Source organism: Cupriavidus consociatus (assembly GCF_017814975.1).
GTDB classification, from domain to species: Bacteria; Pseudomonadota; Gammaproteobacteria; order Burkholderiales; family Burkholderiaceae; genus Cupriavidus; species Cupriavidus consociatus.
This window is the reverse complement of sequence record NZ_JAGIQA010000011.1, coordinates 159277-179850: the sequence shown is the minus strand read 5'-3', so window position 1 is coordinate 179850 and position 20574 is coordinate 159277. Positions and strand designations below refer to the sequence as shown.

General features: G+C 66.9%; 14 protein-coding genes. 4 read left to right on the top strand and 10 right to left on the bottom strand.

Annotated features, from left to right (window positions below; translation table 11 throughout):
- Window positions 1-35: 35 nt before the first annotated feature.
- Together J8I82_RS17015 and J8I82_RS17010 are read right to left on the bottom strand one after the other, a co-directional pair.
- The gene (locus J8I82_RS17015) at window positions 36-1619 is read right to left on the bottom strand and encodes a fatty acid--CoA ligase (protein WP_209759509.1); all 1584 of its coding nucleotides are present in this window, start codon (window positions 1617-1619) and stop codon (window positions 36-38) included.
- 37 nt (window positions 1620-1656) lie between these two features.
- Entirely contained in the window at window positions 1657-2439 is a 783-nt protein-coding gene (locus tag J8I82_RS17010; protein ID WP_209759508.1) for an SDR family NAD(P)-dependent oxidoreductase, read from the bottom strand.
- A 332-nt stretch (window positions 2440-2771) separates the two neighbouring features.
- On the opposite strand from J8I82_RS17010, the gene J8I82_RS17005 reads away from it, so the two are divergent.
- From J8I82_RS17005 to J8I82_RS16990, 4 genes are all read left to right on the top strand, one after another.
- Window positions 2772-5111 carry a mechanosensitive ion channel family protein gene (locus J8I82_RS17005; RefSeq protein WP_209759507.1) on the top strand — a complete coding sequence of 780 codons (2340 nt, stop codon included), beginning with the start codon at window positions 2772-2774 and terminating at the stop codon, window positions 5109-5111.
- A gap of 448 nt (window positions 5112-5559) precedes the next feature.
- Window positions 5560-6753, top strand: a complete 1194-nt coding sequence (locus J8I82_RS17000) for a helix-turn-helix transcriptional regulator (RefSeq protein WP_209759506.1) — start codon at window positions 5560-5562, stop codon at window positions 6751-6753.
- A gap of 194 nt (window positions 6754-6947) precedes the next feature.
- The gene (locus J8I82_RS16995; protein ID WP_209759505.1) at window positions 6948-8108 is read left to right on the top strand and encodes an acyl-CoA dehydrogenase family protein; all 1161 of its coding nucleotides are present in this window, start codon (window positions 6948-6950) and stop codon (window positions 8106-8108) included.
- 47 nt (window positions 8109-8155) lie between these two features.
- Complete coding sequence (locus tag J8I82_RS16990; RefSeq protein ID WP_209759504.1) at window positions 8156-9145, top strand: acyl-CoA dehydrogenase family protein; 990 nt, start codon at window positions 8156-8158, stop codon at window positions 9143-9145.
- Window positions 9146-9206: 61 nt separating this feature from the next.
- On the opposite strand, the gene J8I82_RS16985 is transcribed toward J8I82_RS16990, so the two are convergent.
- From J8I82_RS16985 to J8I82_RS16950, 8 genes are all read right to left on the bottom strand, one after another.
- Window positions 9207-10751, bottom strand: a complete 1545-nt coding sequence (locus tag J8I82_RS16985) for a SpoVR family protein (RefSeq protein ID WP_209759503.1) — start codon at window positions 10749-10751, stop codon at window positions 9207-9209.
- Between the two features lie 130 nt (window positions 10752-10881).
- Window positions 10882-12144, bottom strand: coding sequence for a YeaH/YhbH family protein (locus tag J8I82_RS16980; RefSeq protein ID WP_209759502.1), 1263 nt, complete (start codon window positions 12142-12144; stop codon window positions 10882-10884).
- 37 nt (window positions 12145-12181) lie between these two features.
- Entirely contained in the window at window positions 12182-14104 is a 1923-nt protein-coding gene (locus J8I82_RS16975; RefSeq protein WP_209759501.1) for a PrkA family serine protein kinase, read from the bottom strand.
- Between the two features lie 457 nt (window positions 14105-14561).
- Window positions 14562-15749: an acyl-CoA dehydrogenase family protein gene (locus tag J8I82_RS16970; RefSeq protein ID WP_209759500.1), complete on the bottom strand. Its 1188-nt coding sequence runs from the start codon at window positions 15747-15749 to the stop codon at window positions 14562-14564.
- Window positions 15750-15866: 117 nt separating this feature from the next.
- The gene (locus J8I82_RS16965) at window positions 15867-16646 is read right to left on the bottom strand and encodes an enoyl-CoA hydratase/isomerase family protein (RefSeq protein WP_209759498.1); all 780 of its coding nucleotides are present in this window, start codon (window positions 16644-16646) and stop codon (window positions 15867-15869) included.
- Window positions 16647-16686: 40 nt separating this feature from the next.
- Window positions 16687-17670: a Bug family tripartite tricarboxylate transporter substrate binding protein gene (locus tag J8I82_RS16960; RefSeq protein WP_209759496.1), complete on the bottom strand. Its 984-nt coding sequence runs from the start codon at window positions 17668-17670 to the stop codon at window positions 16687-16689.
- A 34-nt stretch (window positions 17671-17704) separates the two neighbouring features.
- On the bottom strand, window positions 17705-19429 hold the full coding sequence (locus tag J8I82_RS16955) for a long-chain fatty acid--CoA ligase (RefSeq protein ID WP_209759495.1): 1725 nt from the start codon (window positions 19427-19429) through the stop codon (window positions 17705-17707).
- A gap of 38 nt (window positions 19430-19467) precedes the next feature.
- Window positions 19468-20481 (bottom strand): Bug family tripartite tricarboxylate transporter substrate binding protein, encoded by a 1014-nt coding sequence (locus tag J8I82_RS16950; RefSeq protein WP_209759493.1) that lies wholly within the window; start codon window positions 20479-20481, stop codon window positions 19468-19470.
- Window positions 20482-20574 lie beyond the last annotated feature (93 nt).

Below are 20574 nucleotides of genomic sequence, written 5' to 3'. Positions count from 1 at the left end.
CCCCGCTCGCGGAACAGGGAGACAGGGAGCCAGACTCAGTTCACCTGCCGGTTCATGCCCTCCCAGAACGGCTCGCGCAGCTTGCGCCGCAGCAGCTTGCCGGACGGATTGCGCGGCAGCGCGTCGACGAACTCGATGCTCTTCGGCACCTTGAAGCCGGCCAGCCGCTGACGCGTCCACGCAATGATGCCGTCGCGATCGGGGGACTGTCCCGGCTTCAGCACGACGATGGCCTTCACCGCCTCGCCCCACTTCTCGTCCGGCACGCCGATCACCGCCACGTCGGCCACTTGCGGGTGGCCGTAGATCGCGCTTTCGACCTCGGCAGGATAGACGTTCTCGCCGCCGCTGATGATCATGTCCTTGACGCGATCGTGGATGTACAGGTAGCCCTGCGCATCCAGGTAGCCCGCGTCGCCGGTACGCAGCCAGCCATCTGCGTCGATGGTTCGCGCGGTCTCCTCGGGCTGCTTCCAGTAGCCGGCCATGTTGTGCTGCGAGCGCACCACGATCTCGCCGACCTCATCCGGTCCCAGCGCGCGCCCTTCATAATCGACCACCTTGATTTCCACGCCCGGCAGTGGCTTGCCGGCGGCGCGCATGCGCGGCACCTCTTCGGTAGTGTGGTCCTCGGGCGGCAGGGCGACGATGGTGCCGGTGGTCTCGGTCATGCCGTACTGCTGCACGAAGCCGCAGCCGAACACCTCGATGCCCTCGCGCAGCAGCGCCGCCGGAATCGGCGCGGCGCCGTACAGCAGGTACTTCAGACGCGAGTAGTCAACCTGGCGCGCGCGCGGGTCGCGCAGCACGATCTGCATGGCCGCCGGCACCATGAACAGCTTGCTGACGCGCTCATGCTCGATGAAATCCAGCACCGCGCGCGGGTCGAATTCGCGTGCGACCACGCCCTTGGCGCCCGAGAGCAGATTGCGCAGACCCCAGCCCGAGCCGCCGATATGCGCCACCGGCATCGCCACCAGCGAGATATCGTCGGCCGTCCAGTGCGACCAGGGAATGCCTTCGCGCTCGCTGACCTCGGTGCCGATGGTCAGGTTGCGGTGCGTCAGCATCGCGCCCTTGGGCCGCCCGGTGGTGCCCGAGGTGTACAGCTGCAGCACCACGTCATGCGGCGCCGGCCGGTGTGCCGGCGGCGTGGCCGGCTGCGCGTCGCGCCAGCCGGTGTAGCACGGCGCATCGCTTCCCTCGGCACACGGTTCCATCGGCACCACCTTGCGCACCATCGGCAGTGCCGGCAGCAGCGACTTTGCCATCGCCGCCGATTCCGGCCCGACGAACAGCACCACCGCGTCGCAATGGCCGACGATGAACTCGATCTCCGGCGGCGCCAGGCGCCAGCTGGCCGGCGTGATGACGACGCCGGCCTTGGCCGCGCCGAGCAGCAGCTCGAAGTAGTGGTCGCTGTTCTTGCCGACATAGGCAATGCGGTCGCCTGCGCGGACGCCCTCGGCCAGCAGCGCCTGCGCGACCCGGTCGGTATTGCGCTCGAAGTCGGCGTAGGTGGTCTGGCGGCCTTCGAACGCATAGGCCACCGCGTCGGGCCGCAGCCCGGCGAAATGGCGCACGGCATCGGGCAGCGTGCTCAGGTAGCTGAAATCCATCCGCGTCTCCGTGTTGATTCGATCCAGTTGGCTTCGCTCAGCGCGGCGCCATCCGGATGGCGCCGTCCAGCCGCACGGATTCGCCGTTGAAATAGCCGTTGCGGCACATCTCGACGGCCAGCGAAGCGAACTCTTCCGGCTGGCCCAGGCGCTTGGGGAACGGCACCGAAGCGGCCAGTGCGGCCTTGACGTTCTCGGCCGCGCCCTGCAGCAACGGCGTATTGAAGATGCCCGGCAGGATGGTATTGACGCGGATACCCTCGCCCGCCAGGTCGCGCGCGATCGGCAGCGTCATGCCGACCACGCCGGCCTTGGACGCCGTGTACGCGGCCTGGCCCATCTGGCCGTCCTGCGCCGCCACCGATGCGGTGTTGATGATCACGCCGCGCTCGCCGCCCGCGGTGTCCAGCGTCAGCATGCCGGCCGCCGAGCGCGCGATGCAGCGGAAGGTGCCGATCAGGTTGATCTGGATGATGCGCTCGAAGGCGTCGGACGGAAAATGCTTGATCTGGTCCGGCGCTTCCTTCGAGCGCGATGCGGTCTTGATGGCATTGCCGGTGCCGGCGCAGTTGACCAGGATGCGCTCCTGGCCGATGGCGGCGCGCGCCTTGGCGAAGCCGGCCTCGACCTCGGCCTCGGAAGTCACGTTGACCTGGCAGAACACGCCGCCCAGTTCGCGCGCCAGCGCTTCGCCCTTCTCGGCGTTGAGGTCGAACAGCGCCACGCGCACGCCGTGCGCCGCCAGCGCGCGCGCAGTTGCCGCGCCCAGGCCAGAGGCTCCGCCCGTGACCACTGCCGATACCGATGCATTGAGTTCCATGCCGTCTTTCCTTTGTGCCTTGTGTCTTGTGTCTGGCGGAACGGGCCACCGGCTCCGGTGTGCGCGCCCGAGATCTGTGAATGGCCGGCGGGTGACGAAATGCACGCGCCGGAGTGGGTTCGAGATTCGTGGATCGGCGCAAGCCACGCATCGTCCGAAGCGACGAATGGCCCGGGCAGTGGGTCCAGGCGTGGGTCCGGGGGTGGGCCCGGCGTGCCGGATGCCGCTGTACGGCAACCCGACACCGCCGATGCGCTACAGTGGCGCGATCGACGGTCATTCCCGCGCCCCCGCCGGCAGCGTCACGCCGGGCCGGGCGCGGACATCCAGCCATGCGCAAACCCGATCGCAACGCCCGCTCCCGATCGATGTGGCCATGCCGGCTCGCGCCAGGTGCCGGTCTGGCCATGCATGCCGCGCTGCTGGCGCTCGCACTGCTGTGGTGTGCGCTGCCGGCGCCGGCCATGGCAGCAGGACCGCTTGCCACGCTGCTGGCACCAGCCAAGCCCGCGCCCGCGAGCGCGCCGGCGGCCTCGGCAAGCGTGCCGCTGGCGCAGTCGCTCGACCAGGTCATCGCCACGCTGCAGGATGACCGCGAACGGCGCGCGCTGGTCGGGCAGTTGCAGACCTTGCGGCGCCGCCTGGACGCTTCCGGCGCGGCGCCGGCGCCGGCGTCCGCCGCTGCGGCCGGCGCTTCGGCGCCCGGGTTGATCGGCGCCGTGGCCGAGGTGCTCGACGAAGTCGACACGCACCTGCGCAAGGACCGCGGGCCGTGGCAATACTGGGGCTGGCGCTCGCGCTTCGCCGGCGAAGAATGGCGCGCTGCGCTGACCCATCACGGCACCCGCTCGGGGCTGGACTCGCTGCGCGAATTCGCGCTGGTGCTGGCGGTGTGGGCCGCGAGCGGCTGGGGCCTGTGGGAGATCGGCCACCGCATCCGGCGCCGGCGCGCGCCGCCGCGGCCGCGCACCGAGCGCGCCAGGCTGCCCGAGGTGCCGTCCTGGGTGGATGTCGGCGTCTTCATGCTGCGCCATATCGGGCCCTGGGTGATCGCCCTCGGCATCACGCTGCTGATGGCGACGCGCACCTTCACGCATGCGCCAGCCGCCGTGGCCGCGGTGCTGGTCGCCTACGCCATCGTGGCGGGTGCCGTCGCCGCCGCGGTGTGCCAGGTCATCTTCGTCCTGTTCCGCACCGCCCACCGGCAGCTTGCAGTCCGACAGCTGCTGGCGCGCTCGCCGTGGCTGCTGTTCTGCACTGGCGCGCTTGCGGCCCTGGGCGACAGCGCTACCGACAGCCGCGTCGTCGCGGTGATCGGCACCAACCTCGCCGCGCTGGTGTCGACCACGGCCAATATCGCCGCGGCACTGGGCATCGGCATGTTCGCCCTTTGCTTCCGGCGCCAGATCGGCCAGCTGATCAGCCAGCGGCCGCTGGCCTTCCGCCAGTCGCACCCGGGCCTGACGGACCTGCTGCGGCTGATCGGGCAGGCCTGGCACCTGCCGGTGCTGGCGGTGGTGGTCGCTTCGGTGATCGGCACGCTGCTCGCCGCCGGCCATGCCGATGTGTTCCTGCGCCGCACCGTGGCGTCGGTCGCGCTGTTCGTCGCGGCACTGTTGCTGACGATGGTCGCCCGGCGCTCGCCCCAGGCAACGGCGCGGCCGCCACGCTTCCGCGACCGCCGGCGCTCGGCCTACTTGCAGCGCTTCGGCCGCTTCGCCATGGCGCTGCTGCGGGTGCTGATCTGGGTGGCATTCCTTGCCATGGTGATGCGCGTCTGGGGCACGTCGCTGATGCGGCTGGCGGAATCTTCCGCAGCGGGCCGCCATATCACCGAGACCGTGTTCAGCGTGACCAGCACCGTGCTGCTGGCCTGGCTGGTCTGGCTGCTGATCGACACCGCCATCACGCAGACGCTGTCGCCCGCGCATGGGCGCGGCGCTCAGCCCAGCCTGCGCGCCAAGACCATCCTGCCGCTGGTGCGCAATGCCTCGTTCATCGGGCTGCTGCTGATCGCGGTGATTGCCGTGCTGGCCAACCTGGGCGTCAACGTGACACCGTTGCTGGCCGGTGCGGGGGTGGTCGGGCTGGCGATCGGTTTCGGGGCGCAGAGCCTGGTGCAGGACCTGATCACGGGGCTGTTCATCGTGGTCGAGGATTCGATTGCCATCGGCGACTCGATCGAGCTGCCTGACCATGCCGGCGTGGTCGAAGGCATGACCATCCGCACGGTCAAGCTGCGCGACGGACGCGGCGCGCTGCATACGCTGCCGTACAGCCAGATCAAGGCAGTCAAGAACCTGTCGCGCGGCTATGGCTATGCCGTCTTCAGCATCGGCATCAGCTACGACAGCAACCTCGACCGCGCACTCGAGCTGATCCGCGCCACCGGCTCGGAGATCGCGCGTGAGTTCCGCTACTCCCGCAACCTGATGTCAGGGCTGGACATCCTCGGCCTGGACCGCTTCGACCCGAGCGGGCCGGTCGTAATGGCACAGTTCAAGACCCGGCCGCTGACGCAGGCGGAAATCACGCGCGCGTTCAATGCACGCCTGAAGCGCAACTTCGACGCCCACGGCATCCGCATGGCATCGCCCAGCCTGACGATACAGGTCGATGGCAAAGGGCTGCAGGCGGGGGGCGACGAGCAAGCGAAACCGGCGGCGCCATAGCTTCGCAGAAACGGGTACGGCAACCAATTTTCCGTGCTGCCGCAAGGGTCTTTGTGTCCTGAACATTTTGGACACGTGTGGCGTGCGTGAAACGCCCGACCCTGTTTACGGGCTGAAAAATTTGACGTTCTCGTCACGCGCATGACTATCCCGCCCGGCAAGCCGGCTAGTGCGCCCACCACTCATGCGCTGCAAAGCAGCAATTGAGGCGAGGGGCAGCTAAGCGCTACGTCGGCAATCCGTGTTTTCCCTCCCGGCACGGGGGATAAAACAAACAACATTGTTTGGCATGATTGTCCGGTCGCAGCGCGCCGGACAAGCATGGTGGGCAGTTGCGATAGCCGTATCGGCGCATGTACAGAACGCCAGGGCGGCACCGATAACACAAGAAGAAGTGGCCACTTGCCGTGGCACAGCAGGAGGCGTTTGCCGCCGGGGGAATGTGAACATGGGCGAACACCCGACTACGGACGAGGATTTCCATCGTCTGGTCGACTCGATCTACGAGTCCGCGCTGGATGTTGCGGCAATGCCGGCGGCACTCGACCTGTTTTCCCGGTACACCTCCACCGGCAGCCCGCGCTACCTGATCTGGGACAAGCTAGCAGGCCATGCGCGCCTGGGCGTCACGCCCCACGGCTGCTTCACCAACGGCGCCAGTGTCGCCGAATGGCTGCCCAGTCCGCTCGACCTGCCTTACGCCGGCCCCTGCTGCGTGCCAGCCGACACGCCCGCTATCCCCGCCTGCGCGCCGCTGCATGCGGCGTCGCACGATGGCACCGTGGCCGAGAGTTCAGTCGCCGCGCTGGCGTGCAGCGGACTCGAGCATGGCATCCGCCTGGTCGAGAACGCCGAAGTCTGCGTACTGATGAGCGGCACCAGCGCGGGCAGCATCAGCGCCGGCCAGCGCGAGCGACGCCTGGCCCACGTCATGCCGCATTGGGTGCGCGCCGCGCGCATGCAGCAGCGCAATTTCGAGCTGAGCGGCCTGGCCAGCCTTGGCCTGGCAGGGCTCGATACCCTGGATTTTGGCGTGATGGTGCTGCAGGCCGACCTGCGCGTGCGCTACGCCAACAGCTGGGCCGAGGCGCTGGTGCAGGCCGACAGCAACCTGTCGCTGCAGGATGGCGTGCTGCGCGCCCACAGTGACACGCTGCAGGCAGTCCTGCGCAAGCTGCTCGACGGCGCGGTGCGCGGCCGCGGCGCCGAAGCCGCGTCGGGCTCCTGGATGCACATCACTTCCGGCGGGCAGCCGGTGCCGATCATCGTGACGCCGCTGGTCTCGCGCCAGCCGGTGGAAGGTCCCTGGCAATTGCCGGCCGCGATGATGCTGTTCGGCAATTCGGAATCGCGCTCGGTGCTCGATGCGGGCGTGCTGACCTCGCTGTTCGGGCTGTCGCGCAAGGAAAGCATCATTGCCATCCGGCTCGCCGCCGGCGAGACGCTGAATGAAATCGCCGAGCGCGAGTTCCTGTCTCCGCATACGGTGCGCGTGCATATCCGCGATACGCTGCGCAAGACGGGCACGCACCGCCAGTCCGAGCTGGTGCGCCTGCTGCACCTGCTGCCGGGCGTCAATCTCGACCGTGCCGGCGTGACCTCGGCGGCCCGGCCGCGTGCGCCGCGATCGGGAACGGCCTGAAGCCCTGGCAGCGATCCCGGGGACGCCGGGCGGCGGCACCTCCATATCGAATCGGTATCGCTTCCCAACAAATCAATATTGGACTGGCGCTCGACGCGTGAACTACGCTGTGGCCCACCCTGAGCCATCCGGAATGCAAGGCAGCAGCAGCCGCGTTCCCCAGGGCTCGCGTGCCACAGCTACCGGACTTCACCGTGACCGCCTTGCTTTCCACCTTCGACCTGACGCGCCTGCCGCCGCACGCGCTCGCGTTCCGCGCCGAGGTACGCGCCTTTCTTGACGAGTACCTGCCCGCCCTGCCGCCGGAAACCCGCGCGCGCTCGTGGATGGGATTCGATGCGGCGTTCAGCCGCGCACTGGCGGCGCGCGGCTGGGTCGGCATCACGCTGCCGGCGCAATACGGCGGCGCCGGCCTCGATCCTTACTCGCGCTTCGTGCTGGTGGAGGAGTTGCTGGCCTGCGGCGCGCCGGTGTCGGCGCACTGGATCGCCGACCGCCAGAGCGGACCGCTGATCCTGCGCTACGGCAGCGACGCGCAGAAAGCGCGCTACCTGCCCGCGATCTGCCGCGGCGAAGCGTTCTTCTGCATCGGCATGAGCGAGCCGAACTCAGGCTCCGACCTCGCCAGCGTGACGACCCGCGCCGTGCGCCAGCCCGATGGCTCGTGGCGCCTGACCGGCCGCAAGATCTGGACCACCAACGCCGACCGCTGCCACTTCATGATCGCGCTGGTGCGCACCTCGGGCACGCCGCAGGACCGTCAGGCGGGCCTGTCGCAGTTCATCGTCGACCTGCACGCGCCCGGCGTGTCCGTGCGGCCGATCCACGACCTGGCGGGCGACGCGCACTTCTCCGAGGTCACCTTCGACGACGTCGCGCTGGCTCCGGAGGCGCTGGTCGGGCAGGAAGGCAGCGGCTGGGAGCAGGTCAACGCAGAACTCGCGTTCGAGCGCAGCGGCCCCGAGCGGCTGTACTCCAGCGTGGTGCTGCTCGACACCTGGCTCGACGCCATGCGCCGACTGCCGCCGGCACGGCGCGACACGGTGACCGCGGGCCGCCTCGCCGGGCACCTGGCGGTGCTGCGCGCGATGTCGCTGGCGGTAACCGCGCGCCTGGCGGCAGGTGAAAGCCCGGTGGTCGAAGCCGCGCTGGTCAAGGACCTGGGCACGACCTTCGAGCAATCGGTGCCGGCGCTGGTGGAAGCGGCGCTGGGCGACGAACCGGCACTGGCCTCCGACGGCGCGCTGTACCGCACGCTGGCCTACGTCACGCAGATCGCCCCGTCCTATTCGCTGCGCGGCGGCACGCGCGAGATCCTGCGCGGCATGATCGCGCGCGGTCTCGGCCTGCGCTGAAGCGCTGCCGCACCGTCCCGACGCCCTGCACCCCGACGAGACCCATCATGCATAACGCTTACTCCGACGCCCTCGACGCGCTGCTGCGCGATTGCTGCACGCCCGCCACGGTCCGCGCGCTGGAACGGCAGGCCGATCCCGGTCCCTTGTGGCAAGCGCTGCGCGACAGCGGCTTTGCCGACTGCCTGCTGCCCGAGGCCGCCGGCGGCGCCGCGCTGCAGCTGCCTGAACTGGCGCCGGTGCTGTTCATCACCGGCCGCCATGTCCTGCCGCTGCCGCTGGCGCAAACCGTCTTCGCCCGCGCCTTGCTCCACGCGCATGGCATCGCCCTGCCCGACGGACCCATCGCGCTGGCGGGATTCGACGACGGCGCGCCCGCGGCGCTCGTCGCCGATGCGCGCCATGCCCGGTGGTTCCTGGTGCAGGACGGCGAGCGTTGCCTGCTGCTGCCGGTGGCCGGCGCGCGCGCCGAGCCCACCGGCGCGCACGCCGACCTGACCGTGCGGCTGCCGCGCCCGGACGCGGCCACGCCGGCTGCGTTCCGGCTGGCGCCGGGCACGCTGCGCTCCCTTGGCGCCTGCCTGCACGCGGTCCAGCTGGCCGGGGCGCTGTCGCGGGTGCTCGACCTGACGCTGCAGTATGCCAACGACCGCCAGCAGTTCGGCCGCGCCATCGGCAAGTTCCAGGCGATCCAGCACCAGGTCAGCGAGATGGCCGAGCACGTGGCGGCAGCGCGCGTGGCGGCGCAGCTGGCCTGCGACAGCACCACCGGGCAGCCCGACCGCCTGCGCGCCGCGATCGGCAAGCTGCGCGCCAGCGAAGCCGTCACGCCGGTGGCGGCGATCGCCCATGCGGTGCACGGCGCGATCGGCATTACGGAGGAATACGACCTGCAGCTCTACACGCGCCGGCTGCATGCCTGGCGCGTGGCGGATGGGTCGGAGCGCTGGTGGAGCCGCGTGCTGGGCGAGGCGGTCTTCGCCGGCACGGACAGGCGCGCGGTCGAACTGGTGCGAGGATGGTGCGAGTGCGAGTAGAAATGCAAGCGCGCGCTGCCTGAGTCAGGCAACGCGCGCGCTTGCTCGGCGGATCAGGCGATCAGGCGGCCAGGCTCAGGCCGCCGTGCGGCTTGCGATGCCGGCGCTCCGGCTTGCACTCGTACTTGAGTTCGGTGCGCCCGTCTTCATAGGCCACTTCCAGCCGCACGGTAAAGCCCCACAACCGCGTCACGTGCCGCACCACTTCGTCGAAGTTGTGCGCAAGCGGCCGTCGGTCATTCTGCAGGTGGCGCAGCGTCAGTGAGCGGTCGCCGCCGATATCGACATTGGTGACCTGGATATTGGGCTCCATGGTCGACAGGTCGTACTGCGCCGCCATCAGCTGGCGGATCGCGCGATAGCCCTCGTCGTCGTGGATGGCGGTGACGCGCAGCTTGCCTTCGCGGTCGTCGTCGAGCACCGAGAACAGCTTCAGTTCGCGGATCACGCGAGGCGACAGGAACTGCAGCAGGAAGCTCTCGTCCTTGAAGTTGCGCATCGCAAAATCGAGCGTCGTGCGCCAGTCGCTGCCGGCAATCTCCGGCGCCCAGCGGTAGTCCTCGTCGGTCGGGTTCTCGCACATGCGGCGCAGGTCCTGGAAGATCAGGAAGCCGACCGTGTACGGGTTCATCCCGCTGTAATACGGGCTGTGGTACGGCGGCTGGTAAATCACGTTGGTATGCGCCTGCAGCAGCTCCATCATGAACGCGTCGTTGACCAGCTTTTCTTCGTAGAGCTGGTGGATGATGGTGTAGTGCCAGAACGTTGCCCAGCCTTCGTTCATCACCTTGGTCTGGCGCTGCGGATAGAAGTACTGCGCGATCTTGCGCACGATGCGCACGATCTCGCGCTGCCACGGCGCCAGCTTGGGCGCGTTCTTCTCGATAAAGTACAGCAGGTTCTCCTGCGGCTCGGGCGGGAACGTCATTTCCGGCGTCTCTTCGTCAGCCGTCAGCGCATGGGGGCGATGCTTGGGCAGCGTGCGCCACAGGTCGTTGACCTGCATCTGCAGGTAGTTCTCGCGATCGGCCTGGCGCGCCTTCTCCTCGGTGATGGAGAGCTTCTTGGGCCGCTTGTAGCGGTCCACGCCATAGTTCTGCAAGGCATGGCAGGAGTCGAGCAGCAGTTCCACTTCCTGTTCGCCGTAGCGCTGCTCGCACTCGGCCACGTAGTTCTTGGCAAACAGCAGGTAATCGACGATGGCGTCCGCGTTGGTCCAGGTGCGGAACAGGTAGTTGCCCTTGAAGAAGGAGTTGTGTCCGTAGCAGGCATGCGCGATAGTCAGCGCCTGCATCGGCATGGTGTTTTCCTCCATCAGGTAGGCGATGCAGGGATTGGAGTTGATGACGATCTCGTAGGCCAGGCCCATGTGGCCGCGCTGGTAACTGCGCTCCGACGCCAGGAAGTGCTTGCCGTAGGACCAGTGGTTGTAGCCCACCGGCAGGCCCGCCGACGCATAGGCGTCCAGCATCTGCTCGGCCGTGATGATCTCGATCTGGTTGGGATAGGTATCCAGCCCGAATTCGCCGGCGATGCGGGCGATCTCGCGGTCATACCGGTTGACCAGCTCGAAGGTCCATTCCGAACCCGTGGACAGATAAGCCATCTTTGCCCCTTGTTGCGGGCAAGGCCGCCGACCGCGCAGGCGCGCACTGGCGCGCCGCGTGGTCCGCGTTGCCTTGCCACCAGACTTCACTGCGGCCTTCGCTGCCGGTTGCCGCGGCAGCAGGCCCCAACTAAGCCGCCCGCTTCTGGAACAGGTCGTGCAGCACCGGGTAGATCTCGTCCGCGCCGATGATGCGCTGCATCGCAAAGTGCTCGAACTGGTTTTTGACCGTCAGATACTCTTCCCAGAGGTTCTGCGGCTCCTCGGACGCCACTTCCACGTATGCGTAGTACTGCACCAGCGGCAGGATCGACTCGCGCAGCAGGCGTCCGCACAGCTCGGAATCCCCAGCCCAGTTGTCGCCGTCGGAGGCCTGCGCGCAGTAGATGTTCCACTGGCTTGGCGGATAACGGTCATGGACCACTTCCACCATCAGCTTCAGCGCACTCGACACCACGGTACCACCGGACTCGCGCGAGTGGAAGAAGTCTTCCTCTTCGACTTCCTTGGCCACCGTGTGATGCCGGATGAACACCACGTCGATACGCTCGTAGTTGCGCTTCAGGAACAGGTACAGCAGCATGAAGAAGCGCTTGGCCAGGTCCTTGCGGCTCTCGTCCATCGAGCCGGACACGTCCATCAGGCAGAACATCACCGCCTGGGCCTGCGGGCGCTTCTTGAGCACGCGGTTGTTGTAGCGCAGGTCGAGCTTCTCGATAAAGGGCACGCGGTCGATGCAGGCGCGCAGGTGCCGCATCTTCTCCATCAGTTCGAGCGTGCCTTCGGCGTAGGGGCCGTCCTTGTCCAGCGCCTCGGCATACTCCAGCTCCAGGTCGCGCAGGCGCTTCTGGTAAGGGCTGGACAAGGCGATGCGCCGCCCGATCGAACTGCGCATGGTGCGCAGGATCGACAGGTTGGACGGTGTGCCGTCGATGGAATAGCCGGCGCGCACCTTGCGCACTTCGGCGATCTTGGCAAGGTGGCGCTTGGCCAGGTCCGGCAGCGCCATGTCCTCGAAGAAGAAATTCAGGAAATCCTCGCGCGACAGCGTGAAGACGAAATCGTCCTCGCCTTCGCCGCTGTCGCTGGCGCGCGAACCGCTCCCGCCGCCGCCCTGCTGCTGGCGGTCGAAGGAATCCCCCTTGACGAACTTCTTGTTGCCAGGGTGAATCCACTCGCGCCGGCCGCCCGGGCCGTGGTGGAAGATCGGCTCGGTGATGTCCTTGACCGGAATGGACACCTGGCCGCTCTGCTCGATGTCCATGATCTTCCGGCCGGACACCGCCTTTGCCACCGCCTGCCGAATCTGTTCGCGGTAGCGCTTGATGAAGCGTTGCTGGTTGACGGCACTCTTGTTGCCGCCGTTCTCGCGCCGATCGATGACCGTAGCCATATGTTGCCCTCGTTGAGAGACTGCTTCCGCGGCGCCGTTACGATGATTTTCTTACGCGCAGATACCACTCCACCAGAAGTCTCACTTGCTTGGGCGTGTACCCCTTCTCGACCATGCGGTTGACGAAGTTCTCGTGCTTGTCCTGGTCTTCGCGAGAAGACTTGGCGTTGAACGAGATCACCGGCAGCAGGTCCTCCGTGGTGGAGAACATGCGCTTCTCGATCACCATCCGCAGCTTTTCATAGCTGGTCCAGACCGGGTTCTTGCCGCTGTTGTTGGCCCGCGCCCGCAGCACGAAGTTGACGATCTCGTTGCGGAAGTCCTTCGGGTTCGAGATACCCGCCGGCTTTTCCACTTTCTCCAGTTCGTCGTTCAGCGCGTTGCGGTCGAGGATTTCGCCGGTGTTGGGATCGCGGTACTCCTGGTCCTGGATCCACAGGTCGGCAAACACCACATAGCGGTCGAAGATGTTCTGGCCATATTCGGAGTACGACTCCAGGTAAGCGGTCTGGATCTCCTTGCCGATGAACTCCACGAAGGGGGTGGTCAGGTACTCCTTGATATGCGACAGCAGCTTGGCTTCCTGTTCCGGCGGGAACTGCTCTCGCTCGATCTGCTGCTCGAGCACATAGAGCAGGTGCACCGGGTTGGCCGCCACTTCGGTGTTGTCGAAGTTGAAGACCTTGGACAGGACCTTGAACGCAAAGCGCGTCGACAGCCCGTTCATGCCCTCGTCGATGCCGGCGTAGTCGCGGTACTCCTGGTACGACTTCGCCTTCGGGTCCACGTCCTTCAGGCTTTCACCGTCATAGACGCGCATTTTCGAGAAGACGTTGGAGTTCTCGGGCTCCTTGATCCGCGTGAGCACCGCGAACTGCGCCATCATCTTCAGCGTGTTCGGCGCGCACGGCGCCGCCGACAGCGAACTGCAGCGCAGCAGCTTGTCGTAGATCTTGACCTCGTCGGACACGCGCAGCACGTACGGCACCTTGACGATATAGATACGGTCCAGGAATGCCTCGTTGTTCTTGTCCGACTTGAAGGTCGTCCACTCGGCCTCGTTCGAGTGCGCCAGGATGATGCCGTCGAACGGGATCGCGCCGAAGCCTTCCGTGCCCTTGTAGTTGCCTTCCTGGGTCGCGGTCAGCAGCGGGTGCAGCACCTTGATCGGCGCCTTGAACATTTCGACGAACTCGAGCAGGCCGCGGTTGGCCAGGCACAGGCCGCCGGAATACGAGTACGCATCCGGATCGTCCTGCGGGAAGTCCTCGAGCTTGCGGATGTCCACCTTGCCCACCAGCGACGAGATGTCCTGGTTGTTCTCGTCGCCCGGCTCGGTCTTCGAGATCGCGATCTGCGACAGCACCGACGGGCGCAGCTTCACCACCTTGAACTTGGTGATGTCGCCGTTGAACTCGTGCAGGCGCTTGACTGCCCATGGCGAGGCAATCGTGTTCAGGTAGCGGATCGGGATGCCGTAGTCCTCTTCCAGGATCTTGCCGTCTTCTTCCGGCGAGAACAGCCCCAGGGGCGACTCATGGATCGGCGAACCTTTCAGCGCGTAGATGGGAATCTGTTCCATCAACGCCTTGAGCTTCTCCGCGAGCGAGGACTTGCCGCCGCCGGGAGGCCCGAGCAGATACAGGATCTGCTTGCGTTCTTCCAGGCCCTGCGCGGCGTGCTTGAAGAACGAGACGATCTGCTCGATCGTGTCCTCCATGCCGTAGAAATCGCGGAAGGCCGGATAGATACGGATGACCTTGTTGAAGAACAGCCGGGACAGCCTCGGATCGTGGTGGGTATCCACCAGTTCAGGCTGGCCGATCGCGGCGAGCATGCGTTCGGCAGCAGTCGCGTAGGCAGTCGGATCCTTCTTGCAGATCTCCAGGTATTCCTGGATGCTGTATTCCTCTTCCTTGCGGGCTTCGAAGCGCGTAGCGTAATGGCCGAAAATGTCCATACCTCACTCCCGTCAGAGTTCACATCCGAGGCGAAGGTAGTTCTACCCTTCAAGACTTCGCAAGTTCCGCGGTTCGCCACCCCGGCTTGACGACCGGTGAATGTTGCGAAGACTTTACTTCATCATAGTCAAATAACGGCGATGGTGGAGTCCGAGTTGACGAATCTTGCATCGACGCAACGCTTGTTTCCACGCTGCATTTATCGCCTGATTCCGCTGGTGGCGCTGTCAGCTTTTGGCTGATAGTTCCACTCGGTGCCGCACCCCGCGCGCGACGGGCCATTGACCATGCTTGTGACACACCTTACACCTTTCCGCCAAACCGTGCACAGCCGGTTTTGTAACCGGAAACACAAAAGCCGGCATCTGTGCCGGCTTTTGCGTTGGTTTCAGAATCAGCTCGGACGCGCATCAGCATACCGAGAGTGCTGATAGCAGTAGGCGCTGCGCGCGGCCATCAGAGCGTGCGTGCCACCAGTTCTTTCATGATTTCGTTGGAGCCGCCGTAGATCTTGCCGACGCGTGCGTTGGCGTACATGCGCGCGATCGGATATTCCAGCATGTAGCCGTAGCCGCCGTGGAACTGCAGGCACTCGTCGATGATCTCGCAATTCTTTTGCGTGCACCACCACTTGGCCATCGCGGCGGTCGCGGCATCCAGCGTACCCGCCATCAGGCGCATCATGCAGTCGTCGACGAAGGTGGACGCGATGGTCGCCTCGGTCTTGCACTCGGCCAGGCGGAAGCGGGTGTTCTGCAGGTCGGCCAGCGCCTGGCCGAAGACCTTGCGCTCGCGCACATATTCGGTGGTGAGCTCGATCGCGCGATGCATCGATGCGGTCGCGCCCAGCGCGATGATCATCCGCTCCTGCGGCAGCTGCTGCATCAGCTGGTAAAAACCCTGCCCTTCCTGCTCGCCGAGCAGGTTCTCGCACGGCACCAGCACGTCGTCGAAGAACAGCTCGGCGGTGTCCTGGCCCTTCTGTCCGATCTTCTCGAGGATGCGGCCGCGGCGGAAGCCCTCAAGGTCGCGCGTCTCGATCATGATCAGCGAGACGCCGCGCGAGCCGGCTTCCGGATCGGTCTTGGCGACCAGGCACACCAGGTCGGCGTGGTAACCGTTCGTAATAAAGGTCTTTGCACCGTTTATGCGATAGCAGTCTCCGTTTGCGCTCTTTTCGCGCACCGCGCGGGTGCGTACCGATTTGAGGTCCGAACCGGCGCCGGGTTCCGACATGGCAATGGCCGCGACCATCTCGCCGCTGGCCATCTGCGGCAGCCATTTTTTCTTCTGCGCTTCGGTGCCGTAGTTGAGCAGGTAATGTGCCACGATGCCGCTGTGCACGTTGTTGCCCAGGCTGGTGAAGATGGCGCGCGCCATCTCGCGCGTGATCACGGCTTCATGCGCGAAGTTGCCGCCGCCGCCGCCGTACTCTTCCGGGATGCTGGCGCACAGGAGGCCGGCCTGGCCGGCGCGGCGCCACACGTCGCGGTCGATGTAGCCCTGCTCGGCCCAGCGCGCTTCGTTCGGTGCCAGCTCGCGCTCGATAAAGCGGCGTACGGTGTCCTGGAACATTTCCAGGTCTTCGGTCATCCAGGGAGTCTGGCGTGCGGCGGGCGCCGCATGTTGGTGTTGGGATGCCATAGGTGTGCGGATACGAGGGTAGACGGGTGATCGACAGTGGCAAGCGACGCCTGGCGTGGCCTGCCTGTATACGTAAACAATGAGTCGCCATGCTGCGGGGCAGCATGGCAGCGGCGCTCAGTCAGGCCAGCGGTAGCGCAGCGGCTGCTTGGCCATGAAGCGGTCCGCGGCCTCGCGGCGATAGCCGGTGGAAAAGGCAATGCCCTGTCCGTCCGCTTCCATCGCCAGCATGGTGTGCAGGTCCTGGTTGAGCGACGCGTTCAGCGCCTGCTTGGTCAGGCCCACCGCCACCGGCGAGGCCTCGGTGAAGGCGCGCGCCAGCGCCTGCGCGCGCCCGGCCAGGCTTTCCTCCGGCACGATTTCCATGACGATGCCGAGGTCTTGCGCGGCCTCGGCATCGAGTTCGCGCATCGAGAACATCAGCGCCTTGGCACGTTGCAGGCCGATCATCCGCGGCAGGGTGTAGAAAACGCCACAGTCGGGAATCAGGCCCATGCGCAGGAACGGCAGCCCGAAACGCGCCCGCGGCGTGGCCAGGATGATGTCGGCGGTCAGCGCCAGGCTGAAGCCGGCCCCGTAAGCGGCCCCGTTGACGGCGGCAATGACCGGCACGTCCAGCTGGATCAGGTCTTCCAGCCAGCCGTGCGCCTGCTGCAGCCGGCGGCGTCCCTGCGGCGCGTCGATCTCGATTTGCATCGAGCTGATGTCGCCGCCCGAGCAGAAATCGGTGCCGGCCCCGGTCAGGATCATCGCGCGCACGCTCTCGTCGGCACGCACCTGACGGATGGCTTCGCCGATTTCGCCGCGCATCGGGATCGACAGCGCGTTCTTGCGCTCGGGATAGTTCAGGGTCAGGGTGGCGATGCCGTCTTCGATGGCAAAGCGGATGGTTTCCATGGATGAACTCCGGTATCGGTGGCGTGGCTGGCAGTGTCGTTCAGTCGAGCTGGATGTTGGCATCGCGCACGATCCTGGCCCACTTGGGCATGTCGCCGCTGATCACCTCGGCCAGTTCCTGCGGGGTCGAGCCGACCGGCTGCAGGCCCATGCCGGCCAGCTTTTGCGAAATCTCGGGCAGCTTCACGATGCGCGCGGTCTCGGCCGCCAGCCTGGCGGTCACCTCCTTGGGCGCGCCGCCCGGCAGGAACAGCCCGAACCAGCCGTTGGGCTCGAAGCCCTTCAAGCCCAGCTCGCCGAAGGTCGGCACATTGGGCAGCGCCTTGTAGCGCTGGCTGCCGGTGATGCCGAGGATCTTGAATTTGTTGCTGCCCAGATAGGGATTGGCCGAAGTCACGTCGACGAAGGCCGAATCCACCTGCCCGCCCAGCACGTCGCTCATCAGCGGCGCGGCGCCCTTGTACGGGATATGGGCCAGGTCGATGCCGGCCTGCTGGCGCAGCAGCTCGCCATGCAGGTGCGACGAGGTGCCGTTGCCGTAGGAGCCGTAGCTGAGCTTGCCGGACTTGGCCAGCGCCAGGAACTCGCGCATGTTGCTGGCCGGCACGCGGTTGGGCACGACGAACAGGTCCGAGGACTTGGCGATCAGCGACACCGGCGTGAAGTCCCTGGCCACGTCGTAAGGCATGCGCTTGTACAGGCTGGGCGACTGGATCATCGCCGTGATCGCCAGCAGCAGCGTGTAGCCGTCGGCCGGCGCCTTGGCGACGGTGTCGTTGCCGAGCATGCCGCTGGCACCGGGCTTGTTCTCCACCACCACCGGCTGGCCCAGGACCTCGGCCAGGCGCTGGCCGACCAGGCGGCCGACGGTATCGGTGCCGCCGCCGGCGGGGTACGGCACGATCAGGCGGATCGGCTTGCTCGGATACGGTTGCTGGGCGAAGGCCCGGCCGGTGGTGCCAAGGAGGGCCGCGCCGGCCAGGGTGCCGGCCTGCGCCAGCCAGTTGCGTCTGCTTTGCTGCATGCTGTGTCTCTCTTTGTTCTGTGTTTCGGCGCGCTCAGGCGCGCGGGGCTTCGGCCTGCATCTCGCGTTCCTGCAGGGCGCGCCACTGGATCTTGCCGGTGCCCGACTTGGGCAGCGCCTCGACGAACTCGACGATGCGCGGCACCTTGTAGGCGGCCAGCCGCTCACGGCACCAGGCCATGATGCGTTCGGGATCGGCCTCGGCGGTGCCGCGCGCCTCGGGGCGCAGCGCGATCACCGCCTTGACGGTCTCGCCGCGGCGCTCGTCGCGGGCGGCGATCACGCAGGCCTCGTGGATGGCGGGGTGGCCATACAGCAGGTTCTCCACCTCCGCCGGCCAGACCTTGAAGCCGGAGGCGTTGATCATGCGCTTGAGGCGGTCGCGCATGAAGAAGTAGCCCTCTTCGTCCATGAAGCCCAGGTCCCCGGTGCGCAGGAAGCGCTTGCCATCGAGCTCGACGAACGAGGCCTCGTTGGCTTCGGGATTGCGCCAATAGCCCTGCATCACCTGGCCGCCATGCGCGACGATCTCGCCGGTCTGGCCTTGCGGCAGCTCTGCCAGCGTCTGCGGATCGATCACGCGCGCATCGACGCCGAAGGTGGCGATGCCCAGGCATTCGCGCTTGGGCTTGTGGCGCGGATTGGACAGCAGGAACGATGCGGTCTCGGTCATGCCGTAGGCTTCGACATAGGGCAGGCCGAAGCGCTCCTGCAGCATGTTGGCGACCGCGTCGGGCATGGCGGCGCCGCCGCCGCCGAGGAAGGCCAGGCTCGACAGGTCGCGCTGCGCAATGCCGGGCTGCGAGAAGAAGTCGACCATCATCGCCGGCGGCGCGCCCCACACCGAGGCGCGGTAGCGCTCGATCAGGTCGGCGGCGAGCGCGCGGTCCCAGCGCGGCATCAGCACCACGGTGGCGCCGAGGTAAATCGGCGAATTCATGCAGTTCTGCATGCCCAGCAGGTGGAACATCGGCGCCACCGCCAGCACCACCGATTCGGGCGTGCTGCTGCGCCAGATCTGCGAGCCGACCGCGGCGGTCATCATCGTGCCGTGCGTATGCATGCAGCCCTTGGGGTTGCCGGTGGTGCCCGAGGTGTAGGCCAGCATGCACAGCGTGTCGAAGCCGGCCTGGTGCGGTAGCGCGCGATGCCCGGCCGCGCTGGCGGCATCCCATGGCACCGGCATCGCGCCGGATGGCGTCGCCCGCAGCGCCGGCGCGGGCTCGCGCAGCCATGCCGGCACCGGCAGGCCGCCGTCGTCGCGCAGCATGCCGGCATAGTCGTGCACGATCACGTGGCGCAGGGCCGGGCCATGCAGCGGCGACAGGCACCGGTACAGCTCGCTGCCGGCGAAGGCGGCGACCGCGCCGCTGTCCGAGACCACGTGCGCCAGCTCGGCCTCCAGCCACATCGGATTGGCCGGCACCACCACGCCTTCGGCGCGCAGGATCGCGTAGTAGGCAATGATGAACTGCGGGCAGTTCTGGCTGAACAGCAGCACGCGGTCGCCGGGCTGGATGCCGCAGGCTTGCTGCAGGTAGCCAGCCATGCGCTCGATCTCGTCCTGCAGCTGCGCGTACGAGATCGCGGTGCCGAAGTACTGGATCGCGGTCTTGTCCGGATAGCGGCGCGCGGCGGCCTCGACGTTGTAGTACAGGCTGGTGCGCGGCGTGTGCAGCGTGGCGGGCAAGCCCGGCGGCCAGGCCGGGGAACGGGCCGTGGAATTGAAAGGCAGGTTGGTACTCGTAGCAGGCTTCATTTGCAGCAGGTCAGCGGTTCAATTCGGAATATGGGAAATCAGTCCAGCCGGATGTTGTTGACGCGGATCACCTTGCCCCAGCGGGCGTAGTCGGTCTGCACGGTCTGCGCGAAGGCGTCGGGCGTGCTGCCGGTCAGCACGATCCCCATTTCGCCCATGCGCTTGCGCAGCTCGGGCTGGGCCAGTACGCGGTTGACCTCGGCGGCGTACTTGTCGACGACCGCGCGCGGCGTCGCCGCCGGCAGGAACAGGCCGAACCAGCCCTGGCCGTCCATGCCGGCCACGCCGGCTTCGCGGAAGGTCGGCACGTCCGGCAGCTGCGGCGAGCGCGCCGCGCCGGTCACGGCAAGCGCGCGCAGGCGGCCCGAGGCGTTGTGCGGCTTGGCCCCCATCACGGAAATGATGGCGGCGGGCACCTGGCCGCCGAGCAGGTCGTTCAGCTCCGGCGCCTCGCCCTTGTACGAGACGTGCACCATGTCGAGCTTGGCCGACTCTTTGAAGATCTCGCCGTACAGGTGGCCGCTCGAACCGGTGCCATAGGAGCCGTAGGAGAACTGCTTAGGCTTGGCGCGGACCAGCTCGATGAACTCCTTGATGTTGTTGGCGGGCACGGCGCTGTGCACCGCAAAGACCAGGTTGGTGGTGCCAAGCTCCGACACCGGCACGAAATCCTTGACCGGGTCGAACGGCGGCTTGGCGTAGAGGCTGGGCGCCTGCACCAGCGTGGTAATCGTCAGCAGCGCGGTATGGCCGTCGGCCTCGGCGCGGGCCACCGCTTCGGAGCCGATCATGCTGCTGGCGCCGGGGCGGTTCTCCACCACCACCGGGCGCTTCCAGGCCTTGCCGAGGCCATCCGCGACCGCGCGCCCCAGCACGTCGGTGGCGCCGCCGGCCGGATATGGCACCACCAGGCGCACGGTCTTGTTCGGGAAGGCTGCCTCGGCCCAGGCCGTGCCCGTGGTCAGCAGCCCCACTCCCGCCGCCGCCAGCAACCCTAGTCCGAAGCGCCTGAATGCATGACGACGATCCGCACTACGACGATTTGCCTGCATCTGTTGTCTCCTTTGGTTTTTTTGCCGGGGCGGGTGGGGCCTCTGACCCCGGCTCACCCGGTGCTGGCCGCCTTGGCGGGCCGGTTCTTGTAT